Below are 22,744 nucleotides of genomic sequence, written 5' to 3' on the forward strand. Positions count from 1 at the left end.
GTCTTTTCCTTTCTCCAGAATTATAAATGTCAAAATGTTTCGAATTATGCACACATGGACATTATAACCGTCAAATTCTGGACAGGCAACACCGTCAACTATCGGTCATTTTGGGATGGCAATAACAGCCATCCTTAAACCCTGAACAAGAGTATGCTTTACTATTTTCATAGACAGGCTTTTTACATTTTGGGCATACAGATACAGATTCTTTGGCCTGGGTTGCTGTAGAAGAAAGCTGCTTTACATTTCCTTTAATTTCTTCAGCAGTACGCTTTACTAGGCCTTCAAGCTCTTCATAAAATGTTTCTTCTTTTAATTCGCCATGTTCAACTTGAGAAAGCATTGTTTCGAAAAAGGCTGTTAATTTTACACTATATAAGGAAAAATCTTCAGGCATCATTTCAATTAATTCTCGGCCAAGTGGTGTTGAAATAATTTGATTCTTCTTTTTTTCGATAAACCCACGTTCTACCAGCTTTTCAATAATAGCTGCCCTCGTAGCTGTAGTACCGATTCCCTCAACGGCCTTCATCATTTTTTTGTCTGAAGCTTCATCAAGAAACTTCGCTGCATGTTTCATATCATGTAATAATGTTCCTTCCGTATAACGTTTTGGTGGAGCTGTTTCTTTTTGAATTAAAGAATATTCCCCGATGTCATTTAATGTTGTATGTTTTAATGAGCCTTCACTAATCGTTTCTCCATAAAGCTCTCTCCAACCTAGCTCAATTAATACTGTTTCTTTAGCTTTAAATGTATGCTCTTGGTCCATAAAGGAAGCTGTAGTTTCTTCTTTTACTGCACATGGATAAAAGGCAGCTAGAAATCTAGTAAAAATCACATTATATAGTGTAGCTTCATCACCTGATAGATTGTTGGCCACTCTTGAAGTAATAATAATCGCTTCGTGATCTGTTACCTTGGAAGGATCTACAAAAGAAGGTTCGATGTTATAGCCATTAGAAATAATGTTCTTAACCCATTCATGGCCAGCATGCTTTTCAAGCAACGAAGGAAGCTCAGAATCATTCGCAATATATTGTGACCCTGTACGTGGGTAAGTAACGTATTTCTTTTCATATAGGGCTTGTGTTGTGTTTAACGTATGATCTGCACTCCACTTATACTTTTCATTCATGTATTTCTGAAGTTCTGTTAAATCAAATAGTTTTTCAGGCTTCTCTTGTTTATGTTTCGTTGTAATATCAAAGGCCATCCGGCTTCCAAGTGAATTTAAAATACTTTGTGCTGCGTCTTTTGTTAAGTGTGTATCTTTATCTAAAACTAATTCGAATTTAGCTTCTTTCTTATCGGTTGCTGCAATTGAGTAATGAACTACTTTAGAAAAACTCTCAATAGTTTTGTCTCGATTAACTACCATTGCAAGAGTCGGTGTTTGAACACGTCCCAATGAAAGAACTTTTGGACTCTTACTTAATTTTGTGACCATCATTGTACCGTTCATCCCAATAAGAAGATCCGATTCCTCTCTCAGCTTTCCAGCAATGGCTAAGCCTTCATAGTGAGAACCATCTTTAGCGTTTTTGAAAGCTTTAACAATACCTTCTTTAGTCATATCCTGAACCCACATACGTTTTAACGGCTTCTGAACCCCACTTAATGAGTAAATCTTCCTGAAGATATGTTCTCCTTCTCTTCCGGCATCTGTTGCGATATAGACTAATTCTGATTGTTTCATAAGAGTTGTAATTGTCTTGTATTGCTTTTTAACACCAGGATTATTAATTACGGTTAAAGGAATATTCTTAATGAAAAACGGAAGTGTGTTTACATTTCCCTTCCATCCCCAATCTTCATTGATTGATTCCGGACTCACACAATTCACAAGATGGCCAAAAGCAAAGGTATAGATTTTCCCATCGTTACCTACATAATGTCCTTCAGCTTCCTTATATCCCCCTGAAATAGCTGTTGCTAAGTCTCTTGCTACACTTGGTTTCTCACATACGAATAATTTGCTCATTATTTCCGTCTCCCTTTTTTAAAATAAAAAAAGCACCCATAAAGGAGTGCTTAACATTTTGATATTTATTTCATTGCACCAATACCACTTTAAAAATTGTATTTGATTTTTGTAATTTCTCTTTATATAGAGCAAGTACAGTATTTTTATTTAATCGTCCTGTCCCTGTTCCTAATAGTGGTATGACAACTGTTTCTATATTATTCTCGTTACAATATACCAATATGTTATCTAAACACTGATTTACTGTATCTATACTAGATTTTGTACCAGGCCAATTCATTGTTACAGCATGAAGAATCCCTTCGGGATAAAACAATTTCCCAGACGTAGTATGGATAACATCCCCTGAACGGGCTTTATTCCGCCTAAACAAAGCCTTTGTTATTTTTTCTATTGAGGGATCAGCATAGTGAATTGATTCAGCTACTCCATTTAGCTTTATGAACCTACCTAGTATGCCTCCCATCCATCCTCTTCCATTAGCTGCATTTACAAGTATATCCCCTTTTATATATGGAATGGTCCCTTTGATATATTCGATCATGAAAATACCCCTTATAGTTCTATTTAATTTAAATAATTATCAATAAAAACTACCCAAAAAAGTGTTTGAAATCGTTATATTAACCAACAGTTCTATTATTAAATTTTTTAAATGCTTGCCAGTAGCTTTTTACGGCAAATTCTGCGCTTTCCTCTGTTCGAGCATTGCTAATACAAGCTAAATAACGTTTTCCTTTATATTTGAAGACCTCACCACTTCGGTAATATCTCATTTCGCCTTTGATTAGTTCTCGATGAATAACATAGTTATCGATATCGAGATTTTGGATTAAGTAATTAGGAACTTCTAGTTCACATTCCTTTTTTAAATTAATCGGAGCTGTCATTTCCTTAATTTCCAATTCTTTTAACATTGAGCTTACCTCCGATCTTTCAAAGTTCCATATTCATATTGTTTTTTTTAAATGAAAGCTCAACTCTTGATTTTAGTTCGTTATTCCAATCCCATTTTGTTTGTCCTCTAGGTAAATCCGGTATATCACTTTCAATTGATATACACTGACCGTCTTTTTGACTGATTTCATAGTTTTGTATTTTATAAATAAACTCTTTTCCAGCATTATCATTGTCAACACATAAAGTTACTGATTCAACGTCTCTTCCAATATCTCTTAACTCTTTGAGTGTATTTTTAATGGTCCTAAAAACTGTTTGTTGTTTTAAACCGTCCATACTTATTAAACGGCAGTTTGTTAGTTTCGATCTGTTTATTGATAGGTAGCTCAATAAATCAATAGGAGCTTCGAAGAAATATATCTTCTCAGGATAACCCCTTGTTATACTGAAGCCACTGTAAGTTGCCTCTTTAGTAGTAGGTAATACCTTTTTAAAATACGGCCTATCTGCATGTAATCTTTTTTCTTCAGGAATTTCTCTTGTTCCTTGTAAATTGGCCCCGATTAACTCTCCATTCTCTTTCCACTTAAATACTACATTTTTATATGAGTCTTCCTTGATTAAGTCTGCTTGGATAAAAGCTTGAACTAAATCAGGATCTATTTTCCGATCATCCACGAGATACTTAAAAACATTATCGGAAGTGCTAACTTCTTTTACATCATAGTTAAACTCGCTTGGATAAGTTGGTTCTGGAACCTTAAATTTAGAAAGATCTTGCCCTCCAAGGTCTTCGTTAATTTTTTTTACAGCATGTTGAAAAGAGATATTATATACGTTCATCAAATAAGTAACGGCATTGCCTGAAACATTCTTACTGTTCCAACTGAAATAGTTTTTCCTTGAATTGACTACTAAACTATCGTGTTCCTCATGCCTATAAAAGTTGTTACCTTCACTTTTTAACGGCTCACCAATTGATAATAAATAATCCAAGATATTTACGTTATTGGCCCTCTCCTTTTCTTCAGCAGAAACAAATATTTTTTCTTTTTTATCTTCAGCAGCATTCATCAAGTATCATCCTCCTTATTACAAAATAAAAGAAGCTAGGTATTCTACTAACCTAGCTTCTTTGAACAAGATTTAAAATCATTGCAATAAAACCATCAATATAGGTTCCTATTTCACTCAAAACCGGAAATTTAGTCTCTAAATTAAAGAAGTGAATGCAAGCAAGCACACCAATAATAACTCCAACGGTACTGAAAATAACCTTAGATGGACCACTATTATAAATTGGAACACGACCCAATTTTCTTTTTTTAGCAGCACGATATTTAGCTTCAATTTTTTCTTGTTGAGATTCTTCTCTTTGTTTTTGCCTTTTCTCTCTTTTGAATTCTTTTTCCTGGTTTAATCGTTCTTTCCTCAGTTCCTCCATGAACTTAATTTTTTCAAGTGCAATTTTCTCATCGATCTCTATCTGTTTACTTTGTAATTTTAATTTTTCTTCTTTTTCAGACCTACGCTTTAAGTGGTAGTTTTTTAATATCTTATAAGCCTTTTTACTGCCGTTTACAGACCCTTTGGCGCTGTACTTGACGAATTGTATTGAACGACCTTTTACTTCCTCAAAATCAAGCTCCTGAAGCCTTTCTTTAAAGGTTAATTTAGGTATTACCATTGTTGTTGGAATATCAGCTTTAGGTAGTGGGGATTCGGTCGGTTTTTTAAAATTAATAATTTCTTGCTGGTGTTTAACTTCTTCTATATCACCTTCAGCTTTTAAGACACTTGCTTTCCTGTCAGTTTCAAGCAACTTTTCTTCAACTTCCTGAAGCTCTATTTTTCTTTCAAGTTCTTTTTTCTCTAACTCTGTTTCAATGCTTTTAAGTTCTAGTTCGGCTTTTTTTGCCTTTTCTTCAACTTCCTTTAAACGTCTTTCATGATCTTCCTTCTTTTTCTTATCTAACTCTTGCTTTTCTTCCATGCGTTCCATTGCTTTTGTTTTTTCTTCTTCTAACAATCTCAAAGCCTCTAAGCGTTGCGATTCTTTTACTGCCTCTTCTTTTTCCTTTAATTGAATTGACTTTTCTAAGGCTGCTTTTTCTTCCTGAATTTCTCTCATCTTTTTCTGAAATTCAATCTCTCTCAGTTGACTTTCCTTTTCTTCTTTCTTTAATTGCTGAAGAATATCGTTCTTTTCTGATTTCAATTGCTCTAATTTCGCCTTTTCCTCTACATGACTATTATAGGAAATAACTTCTTCTTCCTCGATCACTGTTCTATTTTCGACTTTTGCTACGTACTCAGTTACAGTTTTAGGCGCACTAGAGTTTTCCCTTATTAACTGAAAAAGGCTAGGAATATCTCTATCTATTAAAATCTTAGAGTTAAAAACACTTTCTCCTGTTTCTAACTCAGTGATTTTATAACTTACTTTCATGCTTTGGCCCGTTTGCTTATATTTAGTAACAGCCTCTAATAACATCTCATTTGCTTTCACAAAGGTTAGTGGCCGATCAAATTCAATTTTACTTTTTTTAACGTTTAATCCCTTTTTATATGTGATAAGAAACATGAACGTCCCTCCTTACTTCATCATTAACCTTGAGATTAACAATCGTGATCCCATAGAGCCAAGAGCACCAGCCCCTCTTGTCATAGCTCGGGAACCTCCACCACCGTACCACATATTTTCTAATACTACAGGTGATTTTATTATCAATGCTCCTGCACCGATAGCTAAGAATATGTTCCCTCCTGAAAAGAGAATATTAATTATCAAAGTCAATAAAAATAATTTCATTAATAGAGATACAACGATTTTTAGTAACCCTCTCCACCATACTTGAAAATAGTTGTTATCGTCTGCAATCATTGACAATGAAACCGGAGCAACTAAAATTTGCATAACTATATAGTCTGCATAGAAGACACAAACAGAATATAAAAACATGACAAAAACTACTGTAAAGAACAGTAGTAAAGCCGTTAATATAATCCCTCCAAAGCCTGATACTGCAATTCTGCTTCCGGCTAACGCTGCCGAAATAACAGCATACCCACCATTCCCCTGAAAATCCGTTCCAGCTGATGCAAAATAATTAGCTATTGGAAGAGCAATATCTAACACAATTATTTTTAGGGCCCAAGGAAGGACTAACATACCAGCAGCGCTTTTCACTACTCTTAATAGAATTTCATCTAAAGGATATTGTTGAGTTCCGTTTTGGGTATTAATGATATACTCGATTATTTTATAAAGAGCAATAACCACAGCGAAGATTCCTGCAAACCAAACGAAAAATGTCATGACACTATTTACAAAGTTATTTTCAGGTAAATTAAAAACCATTTCATTAACTAGGGTTAAGATCCAATTCATAAATTCTTCTACCCAGCCGTTAATTGTTTCCTCAATCATTTCCTTTAATTTGCCTTCAAGCCAATTCATATATTAAAAACCTCATTTCACATGTTCATAGTTATCTTCTTCAGACATGGCCTCTAAAACATTAAATGAATTTTGGTACATTTCAATTTCGTCTCTAGCTTGAGCTAAAATATCATCCTGTTCCATATCGGCTAAGTTTTGATCCTCAATTTCTTGATCTTCATCAAGACTTAATTCTTCCATTTCTTCTTGTAAGGACTCATAAGCATAGACTTCTTTTTCATAAGCTTCTTGAGCTGCATCACTAATTTTTCTTTTATAATCCATTTGAGATACTTCGTACTCTTCAACCAATCCTGGATATAATTCAAATTGGATAGCTTTTCTAGCCTTAATAGGGTACTTACCAGCAATCAATACAAGACTATCTCTTTCTGACATTGTTAGAATTTCATCAGCATTCATAAGTGATCTTTGAGAATAAGAATAGTTTGAACTACTAGATGAGTTACCTGTTCCACCCTTTGAAATGGAATGACCTCCTGTTTCCACTTTGACAGTCGCTTTTCCCATTAAATTACTGAAATAGGCTGCTGTAGTATCATTGACGTTTCCTAAACAAATTTTAATTGCACAGTTCCCTAAAATTGATTCGGCCTTATCTTTTCCGTACTTGTCCATCAATTGAGTATTGTTTTGAAGGATTGTACAACAAGCAATTCTATAACCCCTACATGTGGCTAAGAACTCTTCATAATTATTAAATTTACCTAAATTCGGAAACTCATCAAGTAAAAATACAGTCGGTACAGGTAGTTTCGCTCCGTTTTTATCTCCTAATATATAAAGCTCCTGGAACATTTGAGTGAAAAATAGATTAATAAGTCCCTCCCATGTAGAGTCCATAGTTGGAATTAATACATAAAGCGCAACTTTTTTAGTCCCTATATCTTCAAAGAAAAAATCATTATTACTTGTAAAGGCAGCGACCTCTTCATCTACATAATCACCGATTGTAGTAAGTAAACTGATAATGATACTTGCTCTTGTTTTTTCTTGAGACTTTTTAAAACCTAATTCATAACTTCTTCTTGCTGGATGACGTTTATCAAGAGCCATAAACTTCATATCAAGTTCACTGTCTCCATCTTCGTTTGCTTCAGGATCAAACTCTTGAAGAAAATCTAATATTCCCTCCATATTTCTTTTATCCGGATGAAATTCTGTCTTAGCATAGAGAATTAGTGCTTTTAATAATCCTAATTGTGCGTTAAACCATATATCCTTTCTTTTAGGATCGTTTTTTGCACTTACAATTGTATTCGCTACAGTTGTAGCATCTAAGTCACGTCTAACATAACCGAATGGATTATAATGATCTGATAATGCCATATTTTTAAAATTAACTACTCTTACTTCATAACCTTGAGCTTCTTTTATTTTTGCTGTTTTTTCAAAAACCTCACCTTTCGGATCGGTCACAACAATACTACAGTCCGTAATATTTAACATGTTAGTAAGAACAAATGACTGTGTTTTAAAAGAACCAGGTCCACCAACAACATAATAATTTCTGTTTGCTATTTTGCTTTTCTCATGTTGAATTAAAGCCTTTCCATCTTTTAATCCCATAACAATTCCACTTGTATTAGATTCTTGACTGACAGCCATTATCTCACCTCATTATTTTCATAACTATTTCTTGCAAAATATTCATCTATTAGTATTTTTTCATCTTTGAAAACAATCTTTTCTATGTCTTTATATTTCCTTGTCTTCTTTTCTGCTAAAATCATAGTTTCAAAACAACTTTCAAGTATTAGGTTTGCACTCTCAACTATATACAGTTTGGTCAAGTCCTCATTTTCACTTGATGTTGTATGGTATTTTTCCACTTCCTTAATTAGATACATAATCATCTGCATATGAAGAGAGTTTCTATGTTGATTTCGCAATAAAAGTATTATTAAAGCTGTTATTGTTGGTATGAGAATCTTATGACTTTCAACATAGTAAGTGTTACTTTTAGAGAAAGTTTGATGGTCTTTAGAACGAATAGATATTTCTAGGAACTCTATTAATTCATCCTCTACTGAAGATCCTTTGACTTCATCATATTTTTTTTTACATCTTTTAAATAAAGTCATATTGTCCCTCCCTTTATTAACTGTCTATTTATTTAATGTCTTTTTCAGTTCACCATACATATCCTTACTTGGAATCACAGTTATTTGATCAGGAACCTTAAATATTTCATGTTTTTTGGCCCATCTTGAAGACCCTTGAACACCATATCTTTCCCCAACGTTTTCATAGTTTTTATTTCGTGATTTATACAAAATGTAAATGAACAAAAATAACGCTGCTGCCATTGATAGGTATAACAATGGATTCTGTTCAGCGTGCATTTCCTTAATGTTTTTTATTGGATGTAGAATAATATCTTTCGTAAATTCCATTATCAGATTCGAGTTTATGGCCATCTTATACTCAGCTATAAAAGGAAGAAATCCTGATAAAAATATCGAGAAAAAGAATAGAAAAATAAAAAAGAAAGTAAACACAATTATTTTCGACTTCATATTATCCCCCTCAACTTTCTGACATAGAAGCAAATGTCCCTAGCACTTCTAAGGAGACTATTTGCTGTTTGCCGTTTTCTTCAGAAACTGTCACTTGAAATATTTGTGTTGTTTCTGGACTTTCAACACCCTCGATTTTGTAAACCGTATTTAGTAACACAAGTCCTGTTAACTCCTTGTTTTGAGCTGTCATATACAGCTTTAAGTTATTAATTTTATTTTCAAATTTGACGTTAGGAATTTCGGGAATACCAGCCGAAGTGAGTTGTCCATAAACTTCATCATTTACATAAGATTTTATTTTTTCATATCGTTCCTTATATGTTTCAGAATTGTAGTCATATTGAGTTTTAAAGAAGCTTTCAACAACTTTTTTGGCATCGCTGCTATTTGCTAGTTGTTCATCGGTAATAATTCCTTCAGCTTCATTCAATCCTGTTTTTAGGCTTTTGATTTCACCCTTTAATTCCTTATTAAGCTCACTGTATTCTTTGTTTTCTTGGCTCTTGCTACTAACATTAAAACCTAATGCAACATTAGCGAAAATCGATATTACTAGAGCAAGAGAAATTGTTATAAAAACTTTTGTATTCACTTATTTTCCTCCTATTTCACGACACGACCAAAGCCTGCAAAGTGTTGTTTCCAATAACCTTGATTCCAATTTGAATACCCTATTCCACCATTGTTAGCGTCATACATTCTTTGTTCGTCAATGTATATACCCACATGTGTTATTGAACCGGCTGGACGAGTAGGATTAGTACCCTTAAAGAAAATTAAATCCCCCGGTTGTGGTTCGGCTACAGGTATTGAATGAGCGTGTTGTTCGGCTGCTGTTCTCGGTAGATCGTAACCAATTAGACGATAAGCGTATTGAACCAAACCACTACAATCGAAGCCTACACTTGGGATACTTCCTCCCCAACTATAGGGCCAACCGTCATATTTCAATACTTCATTCATTAAAGCCTGATAAACTTCAGGTCCCAGGGCTGAAGCATCTACATTCCCAATACCTCCACCGGCCCCTGGAGATAGATATTGTTGAACTAACATTACATAGTACATATTTCCGTAAGCGTACCGAAAATTCCCGTTAAAGTCGGCTATAGGATTGCTGTATTTCACTGTTTTTCCATTTGCTAAATTCTTGGAGAAGTTACTTGCTAACTCAAAGGTGTACTGTTGTCCGTTATTTTTTACATAATTATTAAAACCGGAACCGAAGTTGTAGCTTTGAACAGGTGACCAAAAATCTAGTCCCTTTGATTTTGCATCGTTAATGACGGATGCAAAGTGTTTTACCCCCACATTAATAGACAAGATAGGATCTGTGATAGTGTTTGGAGGAAGCCCAAGAGACTCAGAACTTTGCATTACATCAAGGCCGTTTCCTCCTGTTTCAACCATCATAATTGCTAATATCACATCCACGTAATCAGGTATACCTTGTTCTTCTGCAAATTGTCTTACTACTGGCTCCCACGCTAAGACGGCTTCATTCACTCTTGCTGTTCCGGAATTTCCGGAATTACTCATTAAAGACATAAAACCAACAGCCATTAACATAAAAGAAGATAGCGAAATAATCGCTATCTTCTTTCTATGTTTGACTGCTTGATTCCCTAAAGATATGGCAACTTTTGCAGTTACAGCAGCCATTAAGCATCCATCCCTATTTTTTCATTTAACTTTATAAGCTTTTGTTGCAATTCAACAAGCTTATTTTCTAACTGCTTGATTTCTTCCTCCCTTTTCAAGGTATCGCTTTCTTCTTCCTCTAATGTATCTGTTTGTTTTAGAGTAGCAATTTGTTCATTTAAGTTTTTAATATTAATCTCGAACTCAGCCTTTTTAACGTATTGATCTAGTTCCTTAATTTCCTTATCACTTAACTTAAACACACCTGAATTGTCTACTTTAAGCCTCTCTAATACACTATTTGCATTTTCAAAGTTGTCATGTTCTAGAAAAGCTAAAGCCAATCTTTTAAGTGTGTCCTTATCCTCAATTAATGGTGCCTTGGCAATTAAATTTTCCGAATCAAAATCAACTATCTCTTTTTCAAAATTTAAAAATGTTGAATTGGATTTCAACTCTAAAATTTTCTCTTTTTGACCTGTTTTATAAAGATGATTTACAACTTCCTTTTCGATTGTTTTATCATAGTCTATGGCATCATCATACTTCCCAGCTTGAACTAACATTTTTGCAATGACGGACGGATCTTCTTCTTTATCTTTCATTATTTTTACTGCCTTTTCGGTATCACCACTTGCTACAGCAAGTGTTAATTCATTCTCTAGTTTCGATGCTGCTAACTCTGTCTTAAATTCTGCAGCAACATTTTTTTCAACTTGTTTTATCCCTCCGGCAAATAATAGAACCAACAACAAAGCACCCAGGCCCCAAAGATAAATCTTCCTTTTAAAGCCCTTTTTACGGCTATCTTCTTTAAATTGAGCTTTTTCATAAAAGCTTGATTGCTCTTTCTCTAATTCAACATCAACCAAGGTTTTTAAGTCTGCAAACGAAGTTGTAGCATTCACAGCAAACATAAATTCGTTATTTTCTTTTCGTAATAAATTATCCTTATTAATTAAAAACCTCTTGTAAGAATGCTTATCACTAAAGAATCCTAATACGAATAACTTATACTGATCTAACGTGCTTATATCTTTGTTATAAGGAAGATAACCATTTGAACGATAGAGGACTTTTATATCTTTAAAATTCTTAAAGAAAATATTATTCAAATCTAAATAAGTCATTCCATCGGATTCTAACAATGGATCTATTTCTAATAGATTTTTTATTAACTGAAGTTTAATAACTGGAACATATCTTTTTGCCTTTTCTAAAGGCTCATATCCCTCTGGAAGACTATAAACTAGATAAACTTTATTATTTTGGCGACTTATGCTTTCTATATCAAAAAAACCTGGTAGCGCATGCTCCAAGTCCTCAATTTGATCTAAACTAGTAACCTTTGTAAACTTTTCGTCAATCTCAATCTTGTATTCTCTCTTATTGACATAAAGAGTAAGGTTATCCATCATCGTTATTTTTTTCATTTAAAATCCCTCGACTTTATTTAGTTCATGAGTTATTTGATTGATTTCATTCTGTGAAAGAAGGACTTTATCTGACCAATCAGGCAACTCCTTTGCGCTACGTCCGGTCTTTTCTTCGTACTTTTTAGGATTTAATAATCTTAATTCCTCTTCAGTAAGGACAACTTTTAACAATGCTCTTTGAGCTCCATAAAGAATTAGTGCTTCACCTTGTTTTTTAGCTTGCAGGAAGTGAATTTCTTTATCAGATAAAGGAATCTTTAATCGATCAATAACCTGATTAACTTCACTAGGTTCAAATCCAAACATAATCTTTGTATAACTGTTTCCTACAATAGCTTCACCTATGCCGTTAAGAGCATCTAGAAGATCCTGAATTTGTTGAGTGGTTACAGTAGCACCAGCATTGTATTTCCTAAAACGCTTGTATGCTTGGAAAAAGAAATCTGCACTTTCAGGATTCTTTAATAAAAAGTGGAATTCATCACAGAATAATTCGTCTGAACGAGACTTATTACTTGTTATTAGCTCCCATAAATAACTAAACGTATTTAGATATGCTGCTGCTTGGATCTCCTTCTCTGTTTGCAACGGCTTTAAATTAAAGGAAATAAGCTTTGAGCTTAAATCAACGTTAGTGTATCCGTTAAATAAGGTACTTGAACCTTCAACCATGTCTTCTAAAATAAAACAATATCGTTCAATCAATTTATACTTTTCTATGTCTGTTTCTTTTAGTGCTTTTAAAGCTTTAAGATGGTCATTTAAAATTGGCCAGTCCTCTTTTTCCATTAGGTCTAAGTCTTTCTTTTCTCTAAAAACCCCATACAACTTCATGGACTCGTTTGAAATAATGGACAATTGGACCTGATCCATTTCCGGCATGTTAACTTTATGGAACCCTTTTAATCTATTTACCTTTTGACGAATTAAATTATCTACTTCGGTATCAGTTAGTTGTCGAACCCTTGATATATTGTCATCATCTGAATCTAGAGCTTGCGATAAAATCTCATAAGAGTTCATACGAGTGGCACTTGCGCTAGAAAGGTCAATTACAGTTCCACCAAATTTTAATACATCTTCTGAATACTCATCTTCCGGATCGATGATATAAATATTGTCTTCCCCTTCAGCAATCTTCCTGAAGATATTACTTTTTAGATAGGTGGATTTCCCACCACCTGAAGTACCTAAAACAATTTTATTTCGGTTTAACGTTCTTCCTCTATCTTTATAATCAATTGCAATCCAGGAATTTGTTTCTTTATTAATTCCTTCAATAGTTGAGGTTGGTGTTAAATCGCAAATTTCATTATCATCAAACGGGAAAAAAGAGCTTGCGCTGACAGTATTTGTCATTGCATAGGTATATTCTTTCAATTCATTTAGACCTATTGGGAAGGATGAAAAATAAGCATCATCAATTCTTCTATAAGGCGTTATTCCTTTTAAGTTAATCTTGATTAATACACGATTTAAACTCTCTTCTAAAGACTTTAGTTCAGCTTCCGAGTGAGCTTGTAACAAGATATATGTGTAAAGGTATATAAAAGCACTTTTTTCATCTAAAGACTGTTCTAACTGCTTCTTAGCTGTCGATAACTCCCTTTTAATTTGCTCTCTTCTCATGTGATCTAATGTCTTTAATAGTTCAGCTTCTTTATTCTTTACCGTTTCGTTATAATGCCTGTTTAAAATTTCTCCATTTGCTGGTTCCAGATGTTGGGTTATTGTAATATTCCCCTTCAACCTTTTTAAAGGAGATAACCAATTCCCTGTAGGTTCTGAAGGATAACTTAATATGACATATGGTTTTATATAGTTACCACTAGAAGCGATATATTCTCTATTTAATTCAAAGACAAAAGGGTAACGACTCTCTACGACATCTTTATCAATCAGTCCTTCAAGTTGATTTTCTTCCTTTGCCTTTGGTTCATTCTTTTGCTTCGTTCCGAATAAAGCTGATAAAACATTCATAATTTCACCTACTATTAATTTTGATAGATTGATGTTTTGTAATCTAAAAATTGGTGTAAAACTGATAGGGCCTCGTTTGCGCTTAATACTTCTTGTTGACTATCGTATGCGTTCAAAACTTGATGAATCGCTCTCATGATTTCCTCTCTCTTTTCCGTTAACTTGATTTCGGCTTCATGCAGGTATTCAAGGGTAGGCTTCTTTAATTTCTCTTTAAGAACAATAAAGTGAGCTTTAACGGCCATGTTTAGATCTGTTTCTGTTTTTTGGTATTCATATAAGTAGCTCGCTCTTAATTGCCTCAAATTTTCGTTTACGTCCTGATCTTGACTAGATTTAATATGCTGGACCTTCCATTTCCTTAAATAATCACCCATTTTAATTGGCATCGTCATAGAGACAGTTTGGGGGCGATAATGAATATTTTGAGCCAAAAATGCTCCATATTCATCAAAGATTGAGTTTTGTTCGTAAAGGGATAACAAATCAAAATTCACACCTTTTACTTTTATCATGGTGACTAGAGCATGTTCCTTTAAATAAATAAAATCAGAATATACACCCTCGATTGGACTTATATCATTGAAGGAAGTTTCTTTCTCGCTCAAATTATTCACTCCTAAACATTATTGATCTAAAAATCTACTTTTTGGTTTTACAAAGTAGATTTTCTTTTTCTTCTGATAATCAAGAATCTCTTTTATAAAATCTTTTGAACGTATGTTTTCTCTATATTTCACTGGTCTATAGTTCACGTAAATAACTGGAATAACAATGATAAATACAATAAAAAATGCTTTAATAAGCCAAAAAACAATTGAGTTATAAGGTGGAATAAATCCGATTCCGGCTGAGATTAATAATGCTGGAAAAACGTACAATAGTAACTCTTTTAAAGTCATGTTTGCTAAGATTTTATACTGATTATCAACATTTTTCGGGAAGAACCATTTACGTCCTCTTTTACCATTTGAATCAATCATTTCTAATAGTGCTTGCTTAACTTGTTCTTGATCCATAAGATACCTTCTCCTTTATAAATAAAGAAAGAGAAAGCAAAAATGCTTTCTCTAGAGTTTGTTTTATACGAATAACGAGTACACCCAAGGAATAATCCAAATTAACGCTGCTGATGCTGCAATGGCTGCAAGAACCCCACCAATACTTTTCCACATTTCATTTTTAACATGAGGATCATCGATTCCTGGTAAGTGTTTCACAACAATTTTCAATGCTGCTGCAATACCAACAACAACAACAATTCCTGTTAACACGGTTTGAAATGCTGTAGCACCACTTTTTAACTTTGTTTGAACTGAACTTGTTGACTCTGCTGCAAATCCAATTTCCGGAGCTATCAAAAACATAAAACATGAAAATGCCAATATAGTAATTGCTTTTATAGATTCTTTATTTAATTTCTTAATTGATAACATATATTTCTCCCCTACCTACAAGCGACTTGGATTACACTTGCTTTCATTAGTATTTTTTCTAAATATTTTAATTCCTGATGATTCATAAACCCTTCCGAACCATTCAAAACCTATTAGGAGGACCCTTTGAGGTTACGAAAGGTTCGAAAGAATCATAGCCTTCTAAGCTTTCAGAAGGCTTATTTTTCTAGTAGTAAGCCTTCATTGAGACGTATCTAATCAATGGTTTTTATAATTTCGGAACCATCCTTTGGAACCTAGAAGTTACTAAATCAAAAAGTTCCGGAAACGCTACTGAACACAATGCGACTAAACTAGCTATAACTAAAGTCGACCCAATGAACCAATAAGTTCGATTAGTATTCTGTTCCAACATAATTTATTGGAAGAAATTCATTAAAGAATCGATTGGAAGATGAACAAAACCGGCTGTTAACGTGTTAGTGAATTTTGTAATTACTGAGTTAAAAAGATTTACGAATCCAACTTTTGAAGCAGCTATTAATAAAGCAACAACGATAACGGCTCCAATCATCCAATAAAATCGGTCTGTATTTTGATCTAACATTTTATACCACTCCTGTTTTTTAGTTTTATTTTTCACTTTTTTTATTAAAGGGAAAGTATAAACCCGGATTTACCAACATTTGCAAGATTCCTTTATTGATAGACAATTACAACATAAATAAATGCAATTACAACAACTGCTGTATTAAACAATAGTTGAGGCTTAGCATTATGCATTTAATATATCCCCTTCCTTAGGCTCAACTTGCTATCTTATTTGCGAAATAGCAGTACCTTTAACAGATATATCCTTACTTAAAAGAGGTAGAAAGAAAAAATCATGTTTTGTATTAATTGTGTAAGTTACTTCATTACCAAACGCTAATTGTTGACTCATTTGTGAGCTTTGCACTTTGAATTTACCCTTGTAATGCTCTTGGTTAAAAGTATTTATTTTGTTATTCGCTTCGCTTGTAAGTCCTCCATTTCTTTCTATTTGGTAGTTAACGTATTGTTTAAATTCGTTAGCATGATTGATTTCAGAGAAAAATAACGCTAAAGATACCATTGAAAATATAATGAATAAGGAAATGTAAAGTTTCCCTACTTCCATAACTGAACCTTCTAACATAGAACGCCCCCCTTAAAATAACCCTTCAGACAAAGCTTCAGAAATCATACAGATCGCATAACCTAACGTAATAACAAAACTCGACATAGTTAGCTTAGTAGGATACAATGCAAATTTTCTAAGCTTATACGTAATAATCTCGTCAACACCTTCAAATAATTGATCACTAGAGAGTTGACCAAGTTCCATAATGATAGATTGATCATACGTATTTTGTTGGAAGTCATATAAAGTAGTCATAAATAATATAGAGCTGTCAGTACCTGAAGCATCCTTTGCAAATCTAACAAACGGAATTTCCGAGTTTGGGTATTCGTTCATTTCAATTAACAATCGTTCTAACGCTCGCTTAACGTGACTATCTTCTAAACGATCCAATAATCTTGTAAATACGCTGTATAAAGTTGCATCCGTTTGTAATAAATATGGGATTAGCATTCTAGTAAACTTTGCATATTGAAGCTGTTTTTCAAAGTTAAAGTTTCCATAGAACTTTTTTGCACGATTATATTCGTTCCACCACAGGAATCCACTAATAACTACACCAGCTAAAGCCCACCACCATTGAGTAAATAAGGCAGCTAAAATTAAAGGGAAACCCAATAGAATGGCCCTCAAAAATCTTTTCTTTTGGTACTTAATAAATCTGTCTTCAGTGAAGCCCATTTCTTTACACATGTCGTAAAGATTATGTTCTGCAATTCGTATCCAAAAGCTCGTTTTACCTTGTACTTGCTCACTCATACTTTCACCTCCATGATATTGTCATCAATGTATCTAGTTCGAAAGTTAATGAAATATCCACCTAACAACGATAAGTAAATCCCACTAGTAACCCAACCCATAGGATTTCTAGCGTAATCATTTATAAATTGATCCCACCCAAAACTAAAGGTTATAGCCATGATTAGTACGAGACCAATAGTAACAATGAATTTAAAGCTATAAGCCTCTTTTTGCTTTTGGGCCATAAAATCATCTTGCTTCTTTTTTACTTGGTTATGATAAGTCTTAATGTCCTTTAGTGTCTCTACGGAGAGCCTACCTTCAATAGAAGCAGTTGCTAATTGTTCTACGAATAAATCAAAAATTACATCGTTTTTATATTTATCCGATAGGACCTGGAAAGCATCTATCTGTTCTTTCGTGTTTGCATCCACTAAGGATGCTTGCAATAGATAAAGATCCTCTTTAAATTCTCCATTTGCCCTTTCTGTTACAGCTTTTAATGCATCTAAGACTGTTCTTTCCGGATTAGTTAACATTTGAGTAATGTTATTAACAAAGTTGTTTCTTTCCCTAAAGGCAGTTACTTCATATGCTCGTTTTGTATTTTGTGGTAGCATAATCTTATATGCGTAAAACATAGAAACACACCCAACAATAAGTGCTAACCACCAATAGTAGAAAAGAGCAAATGTAAAAATGGCACCTACAAAAAATGGAATTAGAAGAGAAGAAATAAGTTCTCGTCTTTCTAGTGGATTACCATAGGCAACACGAAGCGCATTAACCTCATCAAGCGTATAATTTCTCTTTTTGGCCATCCAATCAATTCTCCTTTCCGAAGGTTGGGATTTTACATTTAAACTTCTTTAGATTTTGAATGAATTCTTCACTCATTTCACCGATAACCGGAATAAGCTTGTCCCCATCCTTTATCTGTTTAAAAACAGTAACTTCAGTTTTATCAGGTCTAAATTCAACAACTTCACTAAGATAACGAACGACCTTTCCATTAATTTGAGCTTTTTCAATATGAACTCCGAATTGAAAGTAATTATATATATCAGATAAAACGGATTCTTCATCAATTGAATACCCTATCTTCATCATATTAATAAATCGTTTAGGGATAGCTCTTGCATCAACAGCATGTAGAGTTGTAATGATTCTGTGACCTGACAAAACAGCTTGTAACATTTCATATGCTTCTTTGCCTCGTGTCTCCGAAATTAACATCCAAACTGGATTATTACGTAAACCAGCCCTGATTAAATCAGTAAAAGTAATGGTAGGAGAAGTAAGCCAACTATGAATATCTTTGTCGGGATAAAGCTCCTTTAAATAACTATCCAACGTATCTTCCATATTTACGATTTTTTCATCAAAAGGAATGTCTTTTACTAGAAATTTTTGCAATTCTGTCTTTCCGGTTCCTGTTTCACCAGCGATAATTATATTCGAGCGAGATCTTATTGCTGCTTCAAAAAATTCCAGCATGTACTCAGGAGCAAAATGCTTAAAGTTTCCTTCATTCAAAACAGCTTCAGCTTTTGATGAACGCAGAGCCATTGTAGTACCGAAAGGAGATAGGCTTTTATGAACAGCGTTAATGCGTAAGTTATTTAGTGCAGCATCTAGTATTGGGTTCTTAGGTGTAAACTCTTTTCCTACTGCATTAGCAAACTTTTGAATTATCTTAATGATGTAGTTCTCACTAATTTCTTCGTCATATACATATTTTTCACTGTTTGTGTTAACGATTAGTTCCGTACCGTTATAGCTTATATCTGTTACCGTTGGATCTTTGATTATCTCTTCAATAACTCCTAATCCAACAATTTCAGTTAGAGCATAATCAACGTGTTCTTCAGTTCTTAAAATGACTTGATGTCTTTTTGGTAGATCCTCTTGCATGACCTTTTTAAGTGCTTGTCTTGCTATTGGATCAGTAAAAGCCTCTAACATTAATTCCGGATTTAATAATTTCAAATCATGGATTATATCTTTTAAAATATCCTCTGAAATCTTCTTCATATTTCCTCCTTTATCGATTACCTATATCCGTTATATAAGTTGCTTGGTACTTTGTATTTGTCTCATCTGTTACTGCAACTCTAATAGCCATAATCGTCCCATCGTTAGCTCTCAGGTAATCGTAAGAATATCTAGGATTTTCAAGTTTTACATTTACAGTGTCTTTAAACTTTTTCTCAAAATTCGTTTGAAATTTCTCACTTGTAATTTCAGCTGTACCAATTTCACCTCTAACAACATTATCCAAACTTTGGTATGCTGCTACTTGTGCAGACTCTGTGATCGATAAGACCAAAGAGTTATATCGAAATTCTTCTATTTTGTAATGACAAGTAAACAAAATAAGATAAAGACCAAAGAATATGATAAAAATTGTAAAAGGAAAGTCCTTCATCTTATCCCTCCATAAGAAAAAGACCTAGAATGTTTTCTCTAGGCCTTATCCTTTAATTTTTATTCCATTCCATAAACCGTGCCACATCTTGAGTAGTCCAGTTTTCAGGATAATAAGGATCGTTTGAATTGATTGGTCTTAAATAAATCGCATCTTGTTTTCCGGTAGGAGAATCAATATGTCCATACATATAAGCATCAATAACCAATTCATCGTTAATTTTTGTATTTACGCTATTTACACCAATTGTTTTTGTGCTGGTCCAAGTGATAGGATATGTCCCTAAGTCTCCCCAAATTGGAGTATAAAATTTCCTCTTTCCATCTTTTAGGGTTTTTGTAATTCTACTATCTTTGTTTTGAACTTGTTGATCGGAAAATAAATAGCCTGTTTCTTTTTCTAGATTTACATGAGGCAATTCAAATAAGTTATTAGCTGAAAACTTTCCACTAACTGTAGATGAAGTTGAACTTGTTTTATCCATAGAAACTTTTGCTATACCGTTTGTAATTGGATAACTTACATAAGTATCAACTAATTTGCTTGGAACTTCCATTTGAAAAGCAGTATCTAAACTACCACCAATTTCATTTGTATACTGCAAATCTATAGGGCTTTCGAAACCATATCCGGTCCAATTTCTATTTAATTTATTGAAGGATAATTTTAATGTTTCATAATAAAGCATCATGTTTTTACCCACTTCACGTTCGGTCATAACAACTCCTTTATACTCCAAAAGCGTTGATGATTTTGCATTTACTTCTAAAGTTCTCTCGCTGCTAGTATAACCGTCTGTCGTTAGTGATTCCCGACCTTGGATAACATCAAAATCATTTTTGTTATATCCCTCAAGCTTTATGGTATATGGCTTGTTGGTGTTTACCGTTAACATGGTTGCTGGAATAGTAAAGGTTAAATACTCCGGCAATGTTGCAGCAGTAAATTTCTGTTCAGAAATTTTTGTTGTTCCATCATATAATGCAACCGTAATACTCTTTGTCGAGTTAGAGAAATCCGAAATATTATTAGAATTTGGATAGTTTGTTACTTTTGATAAGTACACCCGAACAGGAAGCCCTTCTGTTTTCTTAGCAGTGTAGATTTGGATTTTATTCAATCCTGTTTTAATCATCGGCTTGTCGTAATAATAGTTAATTACGATATTTCCAGTTCCGACTACCCCTGATTGTGAATTTCCGTCTGTCCGGATATATCGGTACGTATATCCATCCTTTGTTATAGTTACAGGACTTTCGGAATAACTATCTTTTTCATGTAAGGTATAAGTTTTACTATCAATAATCTTTTGGCCTGTTCTTTCGTCAAGATAGTTTACTGTTACTGTTCTTCTTAGTTTGTAATTGAAAGTGTAAAATATTTCGCTATATTCAGTAGTTATATTTGTAGATGAATTACCAAACAAATCGTAATACAAACCATTTCTAGTGTGAACATTTGGTGCTGTAAAAGTGTTTACTGTCCCTACCTTATATAACTGTCTTAATTGATTGAATACATCATTGTTAGGATACATATTCTTCTGATCGACATTTACATACTGATAAGGATCATAATTCTTAGTTACGGTAACGTTATTTCTTGGCATAATCCCTGATACACTAGTAGATTCTGCAATTTTATAGATATTACCGTTGTAACTTATTTCTGCAGGAGCATTATAAGAGTAACTTTCTCCAATATAATAGCTTCCTACTTTTAAAGCTGTTTGAATTTCTTGAGCAGTGTTTAAATTATTTACATACCTAACTGTTAAGTCCCACTTAGAACGATAATAGAAGTTGACTGTAAAATTAGAACTTGGTACTGTACCCGTCTTGTACTGTGAATCATCTAATACTGTTTGTGGAGCATTTGGGATTCTTACTGTTGAATCATACTGTTCGTTGTATATGGTACCGATGGTAACTGTTTTAGCACTTGTTTTTAATACTGAACCATTGTCTCTATCTATATGCTGGATGGTCATAGTAACAGTTCTTGGAGTAAACTGTGCTGTCAGTCTAACTGTTGCATTCGGATCTCTAAAATACTGACCGTAACCCAAGGTTTGGTAACCACTTGAGTTAGGTATTGAAACAAATGGCTGCCATGCTTGCATAGTTCCTGATATATTGCCCGTGTCAAAAGAACCTCCATATGTCAAGGGAGCTTCCAAATGGAATCTTTGTCCTCCCTTTATAGTAGTAGTACCTCCTGTTTTACTAGAACCTGTTGATTCATTAACTAGTGTGACACTACTTGGTAAAGAGATTGTAATTGAATTATCTTGGTAAGCTTGGAAAGTAGTTGTTTGCGATACTTGTTTACCATTGCTTACATTTACTGCTAAATTTGAATTAGTAAAATAAAGTTGGTGGTAAGGCATTGAACCACTTAACGCATGATTATATAAGTCTGAATATCCAGCTATACGATTTCCGCCACCATTTACTCCGGTATAAACTCTAGATAATACTAACGAAGTTACTACAATTCCTCTCGCGCTATCAGTACCAAATATGTTCCCTGGACCATTCCAGCCATAATATAATGTTCTTGCAATTTGTTCATTATTGTATGGGCTAGGACCTGTGTAAGGTGTTCCTGTTCCTGGTGTGGCTTTATGATGCTCTATACAGAATGCCTGTACTCCATTTACCCTGAAGTCACCTACAATCGATCCCCCATAACTTACCTGCCCTTTGTATTCTATAGTAGGACCACTAGCTGCCATTACCTTTTGTCCAAAGAAAAAACTCTTAATTTTAAACCCTAGAGTGAGTTTTTCCTCTACTCCTTTTTTCATCAGCTCGTCCAGTTTAGCAGGTATTAAGTCATCACCTTGACCTACATATAGAGGTACATCACCATACATCAATTCACCCTTCTCATTAACTGTTAGAGCTTCAATTTCTTTCTCTGCTTCATCTCCTACAATTTCTTCTAAAGTAGGATTATCTCCATTGGTTACAACGGTACCCTCTGCATTTACTGATACCGGTAGTTGTATTCCTTGTAATAATAAAGTTAGAACAACGAGTAGAGATAAAACTTTTTTATTCAGCTTCATAATTCGGTCAC

At 33.8% G+C, this 22,744-nt stretch carries 23 protein-coding genes; all 23 read right to left on the reverse strand.

The genetic code is table 11. The features are described 5' to 3' along the window. Positions 1-94: 94 nt before the first annotated feature. The 23 genes from M3175_RS20445 to M3175_RS20555 all read right to left on the reverse strand — a co-directional run bounded on the left by M3175_RS20445 (position 95) and on the right by M3175_RS20555 (position 22,733). Positions 95-1,987 (reverse strand): DNA topoisomerase, encoded by a 1,893-nt coding sequence (locus tag M3175_RS20445; protein WP_251523036.1) that lies wholly within the window; start codon positions 1,985-1,987, stop codon positions 95-97. 70 nt (positions 1,988-2,057) lie between these two features. Beyond that, entirely contained in the window at positions 2,058-2,534 is a 477-nt protein-coding gene (locus M3175_RS20450; protein WP_251523038.1) for a macro domain-containing protein, read from the reverse strand. 79 nt (positions 2,535-2,613) lie between these two features. Then, positions 2,614-2,907 (reverse strand): hypothetical protein, encoded by a 294-nt coding sequence (locus M3175_RS20455; protein WP_251523040.1) that lies wholly within the window; start codon positions 2,905-2,907, stop codon positions 2,614-2,616. Between the two features lie 19 nt (positions 2,908-2,926). After that, positions 2,927-3,964 carry a DUF3991 domain-containing protein gene (locus tag M3175_RS20460; RefSeq protein WP_251523286.1) on the reverse strand — a complete coding sequence of 346 codons (1,038 nt, stop codon included), beginning with the start codon at positions 3,962-3,964 and terminating at the stop codon, positions 2,927-2,929. A gap of 52 nt (positions 3,965-4,016) precedes the next feature. Beyond that, positions 4,017-5,474 (reverse strand): hypothetical protein, encoded by a 1,458-nt coding sequence (locus M3175_RS20465; protein WP_251523042.1) that lies wholly within the window; start codon positions 5,472-5,474, stop codon positions 4,017-4,019. Positions 5,475-5,486: 12 nt separating this feature from the next. Continuing rightward, positions 5,487-6,350 (reverse strand): conjugal transfer protein TrbL family protein, encoded by an 864-nt coding sequence (locus M3175_RS20470; RefSeq protein ID WP_251523044.1) that lies wholly within the window; start codon positions 6,348-6,350, stop codon positions 5,487-5,489. A gap of 12 nt (positions 6,351-6,362) precedes the next feature. Beyond that, the gene (locus tag M3175_RS20475) at positions 6,363-7,961 is read right to left on the reverse strand and encodes a VirD4-like conjugal transfer protein, CD1115 family (RefSeq protein WP_251523046.1); all 1,599 of its coding nucleotides are present in this window, start codon (positions 7,959-7,961) and stop codon (positions 6,363-6,365) included. Then, on the reverse strand, positions 7,961-8,437 hold the full coding sequence (locus tag M3175_RS20480) for a hypothetical protein (RefSeq protein WP_251523048.1): 477 nt from the start codon (positions 8,435-8,437) through the stop codon (positions 7,961-7,963). Before M3175_RS20480 ends, M3175_RS20475 begins: the two co-directional genes overlap by 1 nt. A 24-nt stretch (positions 8,438-8,461) precedes the next feature. Then, positions 8,462-8,872: a hypothetical protein gene (locus tag M3175_RS20485; protein ID WP_251523050.1), complete on the reverse strand. Its 411-nt coding sequence runs from the start codon at positions 8,870-8,872 to the stop codon at positions 8,462-8,464. A gap of 10 nt (positions 8,873-8,882) precedes the next feature. After that, entirely contained in the window at positions 8,883-9,467 is a 585-nt protein-coding gene (locus M3175_RS20490; protein WP_251523052.1) for a hypothetical protein, read from the reverse strand. Between the two features lie 11 nt (positions 9,468-9,478). Continuing rightward, positions 9,479-10,537: a bifunctional lytic transglycosylase/C40 family peptidase gene (locus M3175_RS20495; protein WP_251523054.1), complete on the reverse strand. Its 1,059-nt coding sequence runs from the start codon at positions 10,535-10,537 to the stop codon at positions 9,479-9,481. Next, positions 10,537-11,949, reverse strand: a complete 1,413-nt coding sequence (locus tag M3175_RS20500) for a hypothetical protein (RefSeq protein WP_251523075.1) — start codon at positions 11,947-11,949, stop codon at positions 10,537-10,539. The genes M3175_RS20495 and M3175_RS20500 overlap by 1 nt, the downstream gene beginning before the upstream one ends. Beyond that, positions 11,950-13,932 carry a VirB4 family type IV secretion system protein gene (locus M3175_RS20505; protein ID WP_251523112.1) on the reverse strand — a complete coding sequence of 661 codons (1,983 nt, stop codon included), beginning with the start codon at positions 13,930-13,932 and terminating at the stop codon, positions 11,950-11,952. A 14-nt stretch (positions 13,933-13,946) separates the two neighbouring features. Continuing rightward, complete coding sequence (locus M3175_RS20510; RefSeq protein WP_251523113.1) at positions 13,947-14,540, reverse strand: TraC-like domain-containing protein; 594 nt, start codon at positions 14,538-14,540, stop codon at positions 13,947-13,949. Positions 14,541-14,558: 18 nt separating this feature from the next. After that, positions 14,559-14,951: a hypothetical protein gene (locus M3175_RS20515; RefSeq protein ID WP_251523114.1), complete on the reverse strand. Its 393-nt coding sequence runs from the start codon at positions 14,949-14,951 to the stop codon at positions 14,559-14,561. Positions 14,952-15,014: 63 nt separating this feature from the next. Then, the gene (locus M3175_RS20520; RefSeq protein WP_251523116.1) at positions 15,015-15,368 is read right to left on the reverse strand and encodes a CagC family type IV secretion system protein; all 354 of its coding nucleotides are present in this window, start codon (positions 15,366-15,368) and stop codon (positions 15,015-15,017) included. Between the two features lie 379 nt (positions 15,369-15,747). Then, positions 15,748-15,936, reverse strand: a complete 189-nt coding sequence (locus M3175_RS20525; protein ID WP_251523118.1) for a hypothetical protein — start codon at positions 15,934-15,936, stop codon at positions 15,748-15,750. A gap of 207 nt (positions 15,937-16,143) precedes the next feature. Beyond that, a complete protein-coding gene (locus tag M3175_RS20530; RefSeq protein WP_251523120.1) occupies positions 16,144-16,506 on the reverse strand; it encodes a hypothetical protein in 363 nt (120 codons plus the stop codon). A 12-nt stretch (positions 16,507-16,518) separates the two neighbouring features. Beyond that, the gene (locus tag M3175_RS20535) at positions 16,519-17,250 is read right to left on the reverse strand and encodes a hypothetical protein (RefSeq protein ID WP_251523122.1); all 732 of its coding nucleotides are present in this window, start codon (positions 17,248-17,250) and stop codon (positions 16,519-16,521) included. Then, positions 17,247-18,053, reverse strand: coding sequence for a hypothetical protein (locus M3175_RS20540; protein ID WP_251523124.1), 807 nt, complete (start codon positions 18,051-18,053; stop codon positions 17,247-17,249). The genes M3175_RS20535 and M3175_RS20540 overlap by 4 nt, the downstream gene beginning before the upstream one ends. Before the next feature lie 4 nt (positions 18,054-18,057). Then, positions 18,058-19,266, reverse strand: a complete 1,209-nt coding sequence (locus M3175_RS20545) for a CpaF/VirB11 family protein (protein WP_251523125.1) — start codon at positions 19,264-19,266, stop codon at positions 18,058-18,060. 10 nt (positions 19,267-19,276) lie between these two features. Beyond that, complete coding sequence (locus tag M3175_RS20550) at positions 19,277-19,660, reverse strand: pXO2-26 family protein (protein WP_251523127.1); 384 nt, start codon at positions 19,658-19,660, stop codon at positions 19,277-19,279. Positions 19,661-19,712: 52 nt separating this feature from the next. Next, positions 19,713-22,733, reverse strand: a complete 3,021-nt coding sequence (locus M3175_RS20555) for a thioester domain-containing protein (RefSeq protein ID WP_251523135.1) — start codon at positions 22,731-22,733, stop codon at positions 19,713-19,715. Between the last annotated feature and the right edge of the window lie 11 nt (positions 22,734-22,744).

The organism is Robertmurraya korlensis (assembly GCF_023715225.1).
Classification (GTDB): domain Bacteria; phylum Bacillota; class Bacilli; order Bacillales; family Cytobacillaceae; genus Robertmurraya_A.

Bases quoted from the DNA above. Each gene is read 5' to 3' on its own strand.
- M3175_RS20445 (WP_251523036.1), bottom strand. From the start codon at position 1,987: ATGAGCAAATTATTCGTATGTGAGAAACCAAGTGTAGCAAGAGACTTA.
- M3175_RS20450 (WP_251523038.1), bottom strand. From the start codon at position 2,534: ATGATCGAATATATCAAAGGGACCATTCCATATATAAAAGGGGATATA.
- M3175_RS20455 (WP_251523040.1), bottom strand. From the start codon at position 2,907: ATGTTAAAAGAATTGGAAATTAAGGAAATGACAGCTCCGATTAATTTA.
- M3175_RS20460 (WP_251523286.1), bottom strand. From the start codon at position 3,964: ATGAATGCTGCTGAAGATAAAAAAGAAAAAATATTTGTTTCTGCTGAA.
- M3175_RS20465 (WP_251523042.1), bottom strand. From the start codon at position 5,474: ATGTTTCTTATCACATATAAAAAGGGATTAAACGTTAAAAAAAGTAAA.
- M3175_RS20470 (WP_251523044.1), bottom strand. From the start codon at position 6,350: ATGAATTGGCTTGAAGGCAAATTAAAGGAAATGATTGAGGAAACAATT.
- M3175_RS20475 (WP_251523046.1), bottom strand. From the start codon at position 7,961: ATGGCTGTCAGTCAAGAATCTAATACAAGTGGAATTGTTATGGGATTA.
- M3175_RS20480 (WP_251523048.1), bottom strand. From the start codon at position 8,437: ATGACTTTATTTAAAAGATGTAAAAAAAAATATGATGAAGTCAAAGGA.
- M3175_RS20485 (WP_251523050.1), bottom strand. From the start codon at position 8,872: ATGAAGTCGAAAATAATTGTGTTTACTTTCTTTTTTATTTTTCTATTC.
- M3175_RS20495 (WP_251523054.1), bottom strand. From the start codon at position 10,537: ATGGCTGCTGTAACTGCAAAAGTTGCCATATCTTTAGGGAATCAAGCA.
- M3175_RS20500 (WP_251523075.1), bottom strand. From the start codon at position 11,949: ATGAAAAAAATAACGATGATGGATAACCTTACTCTTTATGTCAATAAG.
- M3175_RS20505 (WP_251523112.1), bottom strand. From the start codon at position 13,932: ATGAATGTTTTATCAGCTTTATTCGGAACGAAGCAAAAGAATGAACCA.
- M3175_RS20515 (WP_251523114.1), bottom strand. From the start codon at position 14,951: ATGGATCAAGAACAAGTTAAGCAAGCACTATTAGAAATGATTGATTCA.
- M3175_RS20520 (WP_251523116.1), bottom strand. From the start codon at position 15,368: ATGTTATCAATTAAGAAATTAAATAAAGAATCTATAAAAGCAATTACT.
- M3175_RS20525 (WP_251523118.1), bottom strand. From the start codon at position 15,936: ATGTTAGATCAAAATACAGACCGATTTTATTGGATGATTGGAGCCGTT.
- M3175_RS20530 (WP_251523120.1), bottom strand. From the start codon at position 16,506: ATGTTAGAAGGTTCAGTTATGGAAGTAGGGAAACTTTACATTTCCTTA.
- M3175_RS20535 (WP_251523122.1), bottom strand. From the start codon at position 17,250: ATGAGTGAGCAAGTACAAGGTAAAACGAGCTTTTGGATACGAATTGCA.
- M3175_RS20540 (WP_251523124.1), bottom strand. From the start codon at position 18,053: ATGGCCAAAAAGAGAAATTATACGCTTGATGAGGTTAATGCGCTTCGT.
- M3175_RS20545 (WP_251523125.1), bottom strand. From the start codon at position 19,266: ATGAAGAAGATTTCAGAGGATATTTTAAAAGATATAATCCATGATTTG.
- M3175_RS20550 (WP_251523127.1), bottom strand. From the start codon at position 19,660: ATGAAGGACTTTCCTTTTACAATTTTTATCATATTCTTTGGTCTTTAT.
- M3175_RS20555 (WP_251523135.1), bottom strand. From the start codon at position 22,733: ATGAAGCTGAATAAAAAAGTTTTATCTCTACTCGTTGTTCTAACTTTA.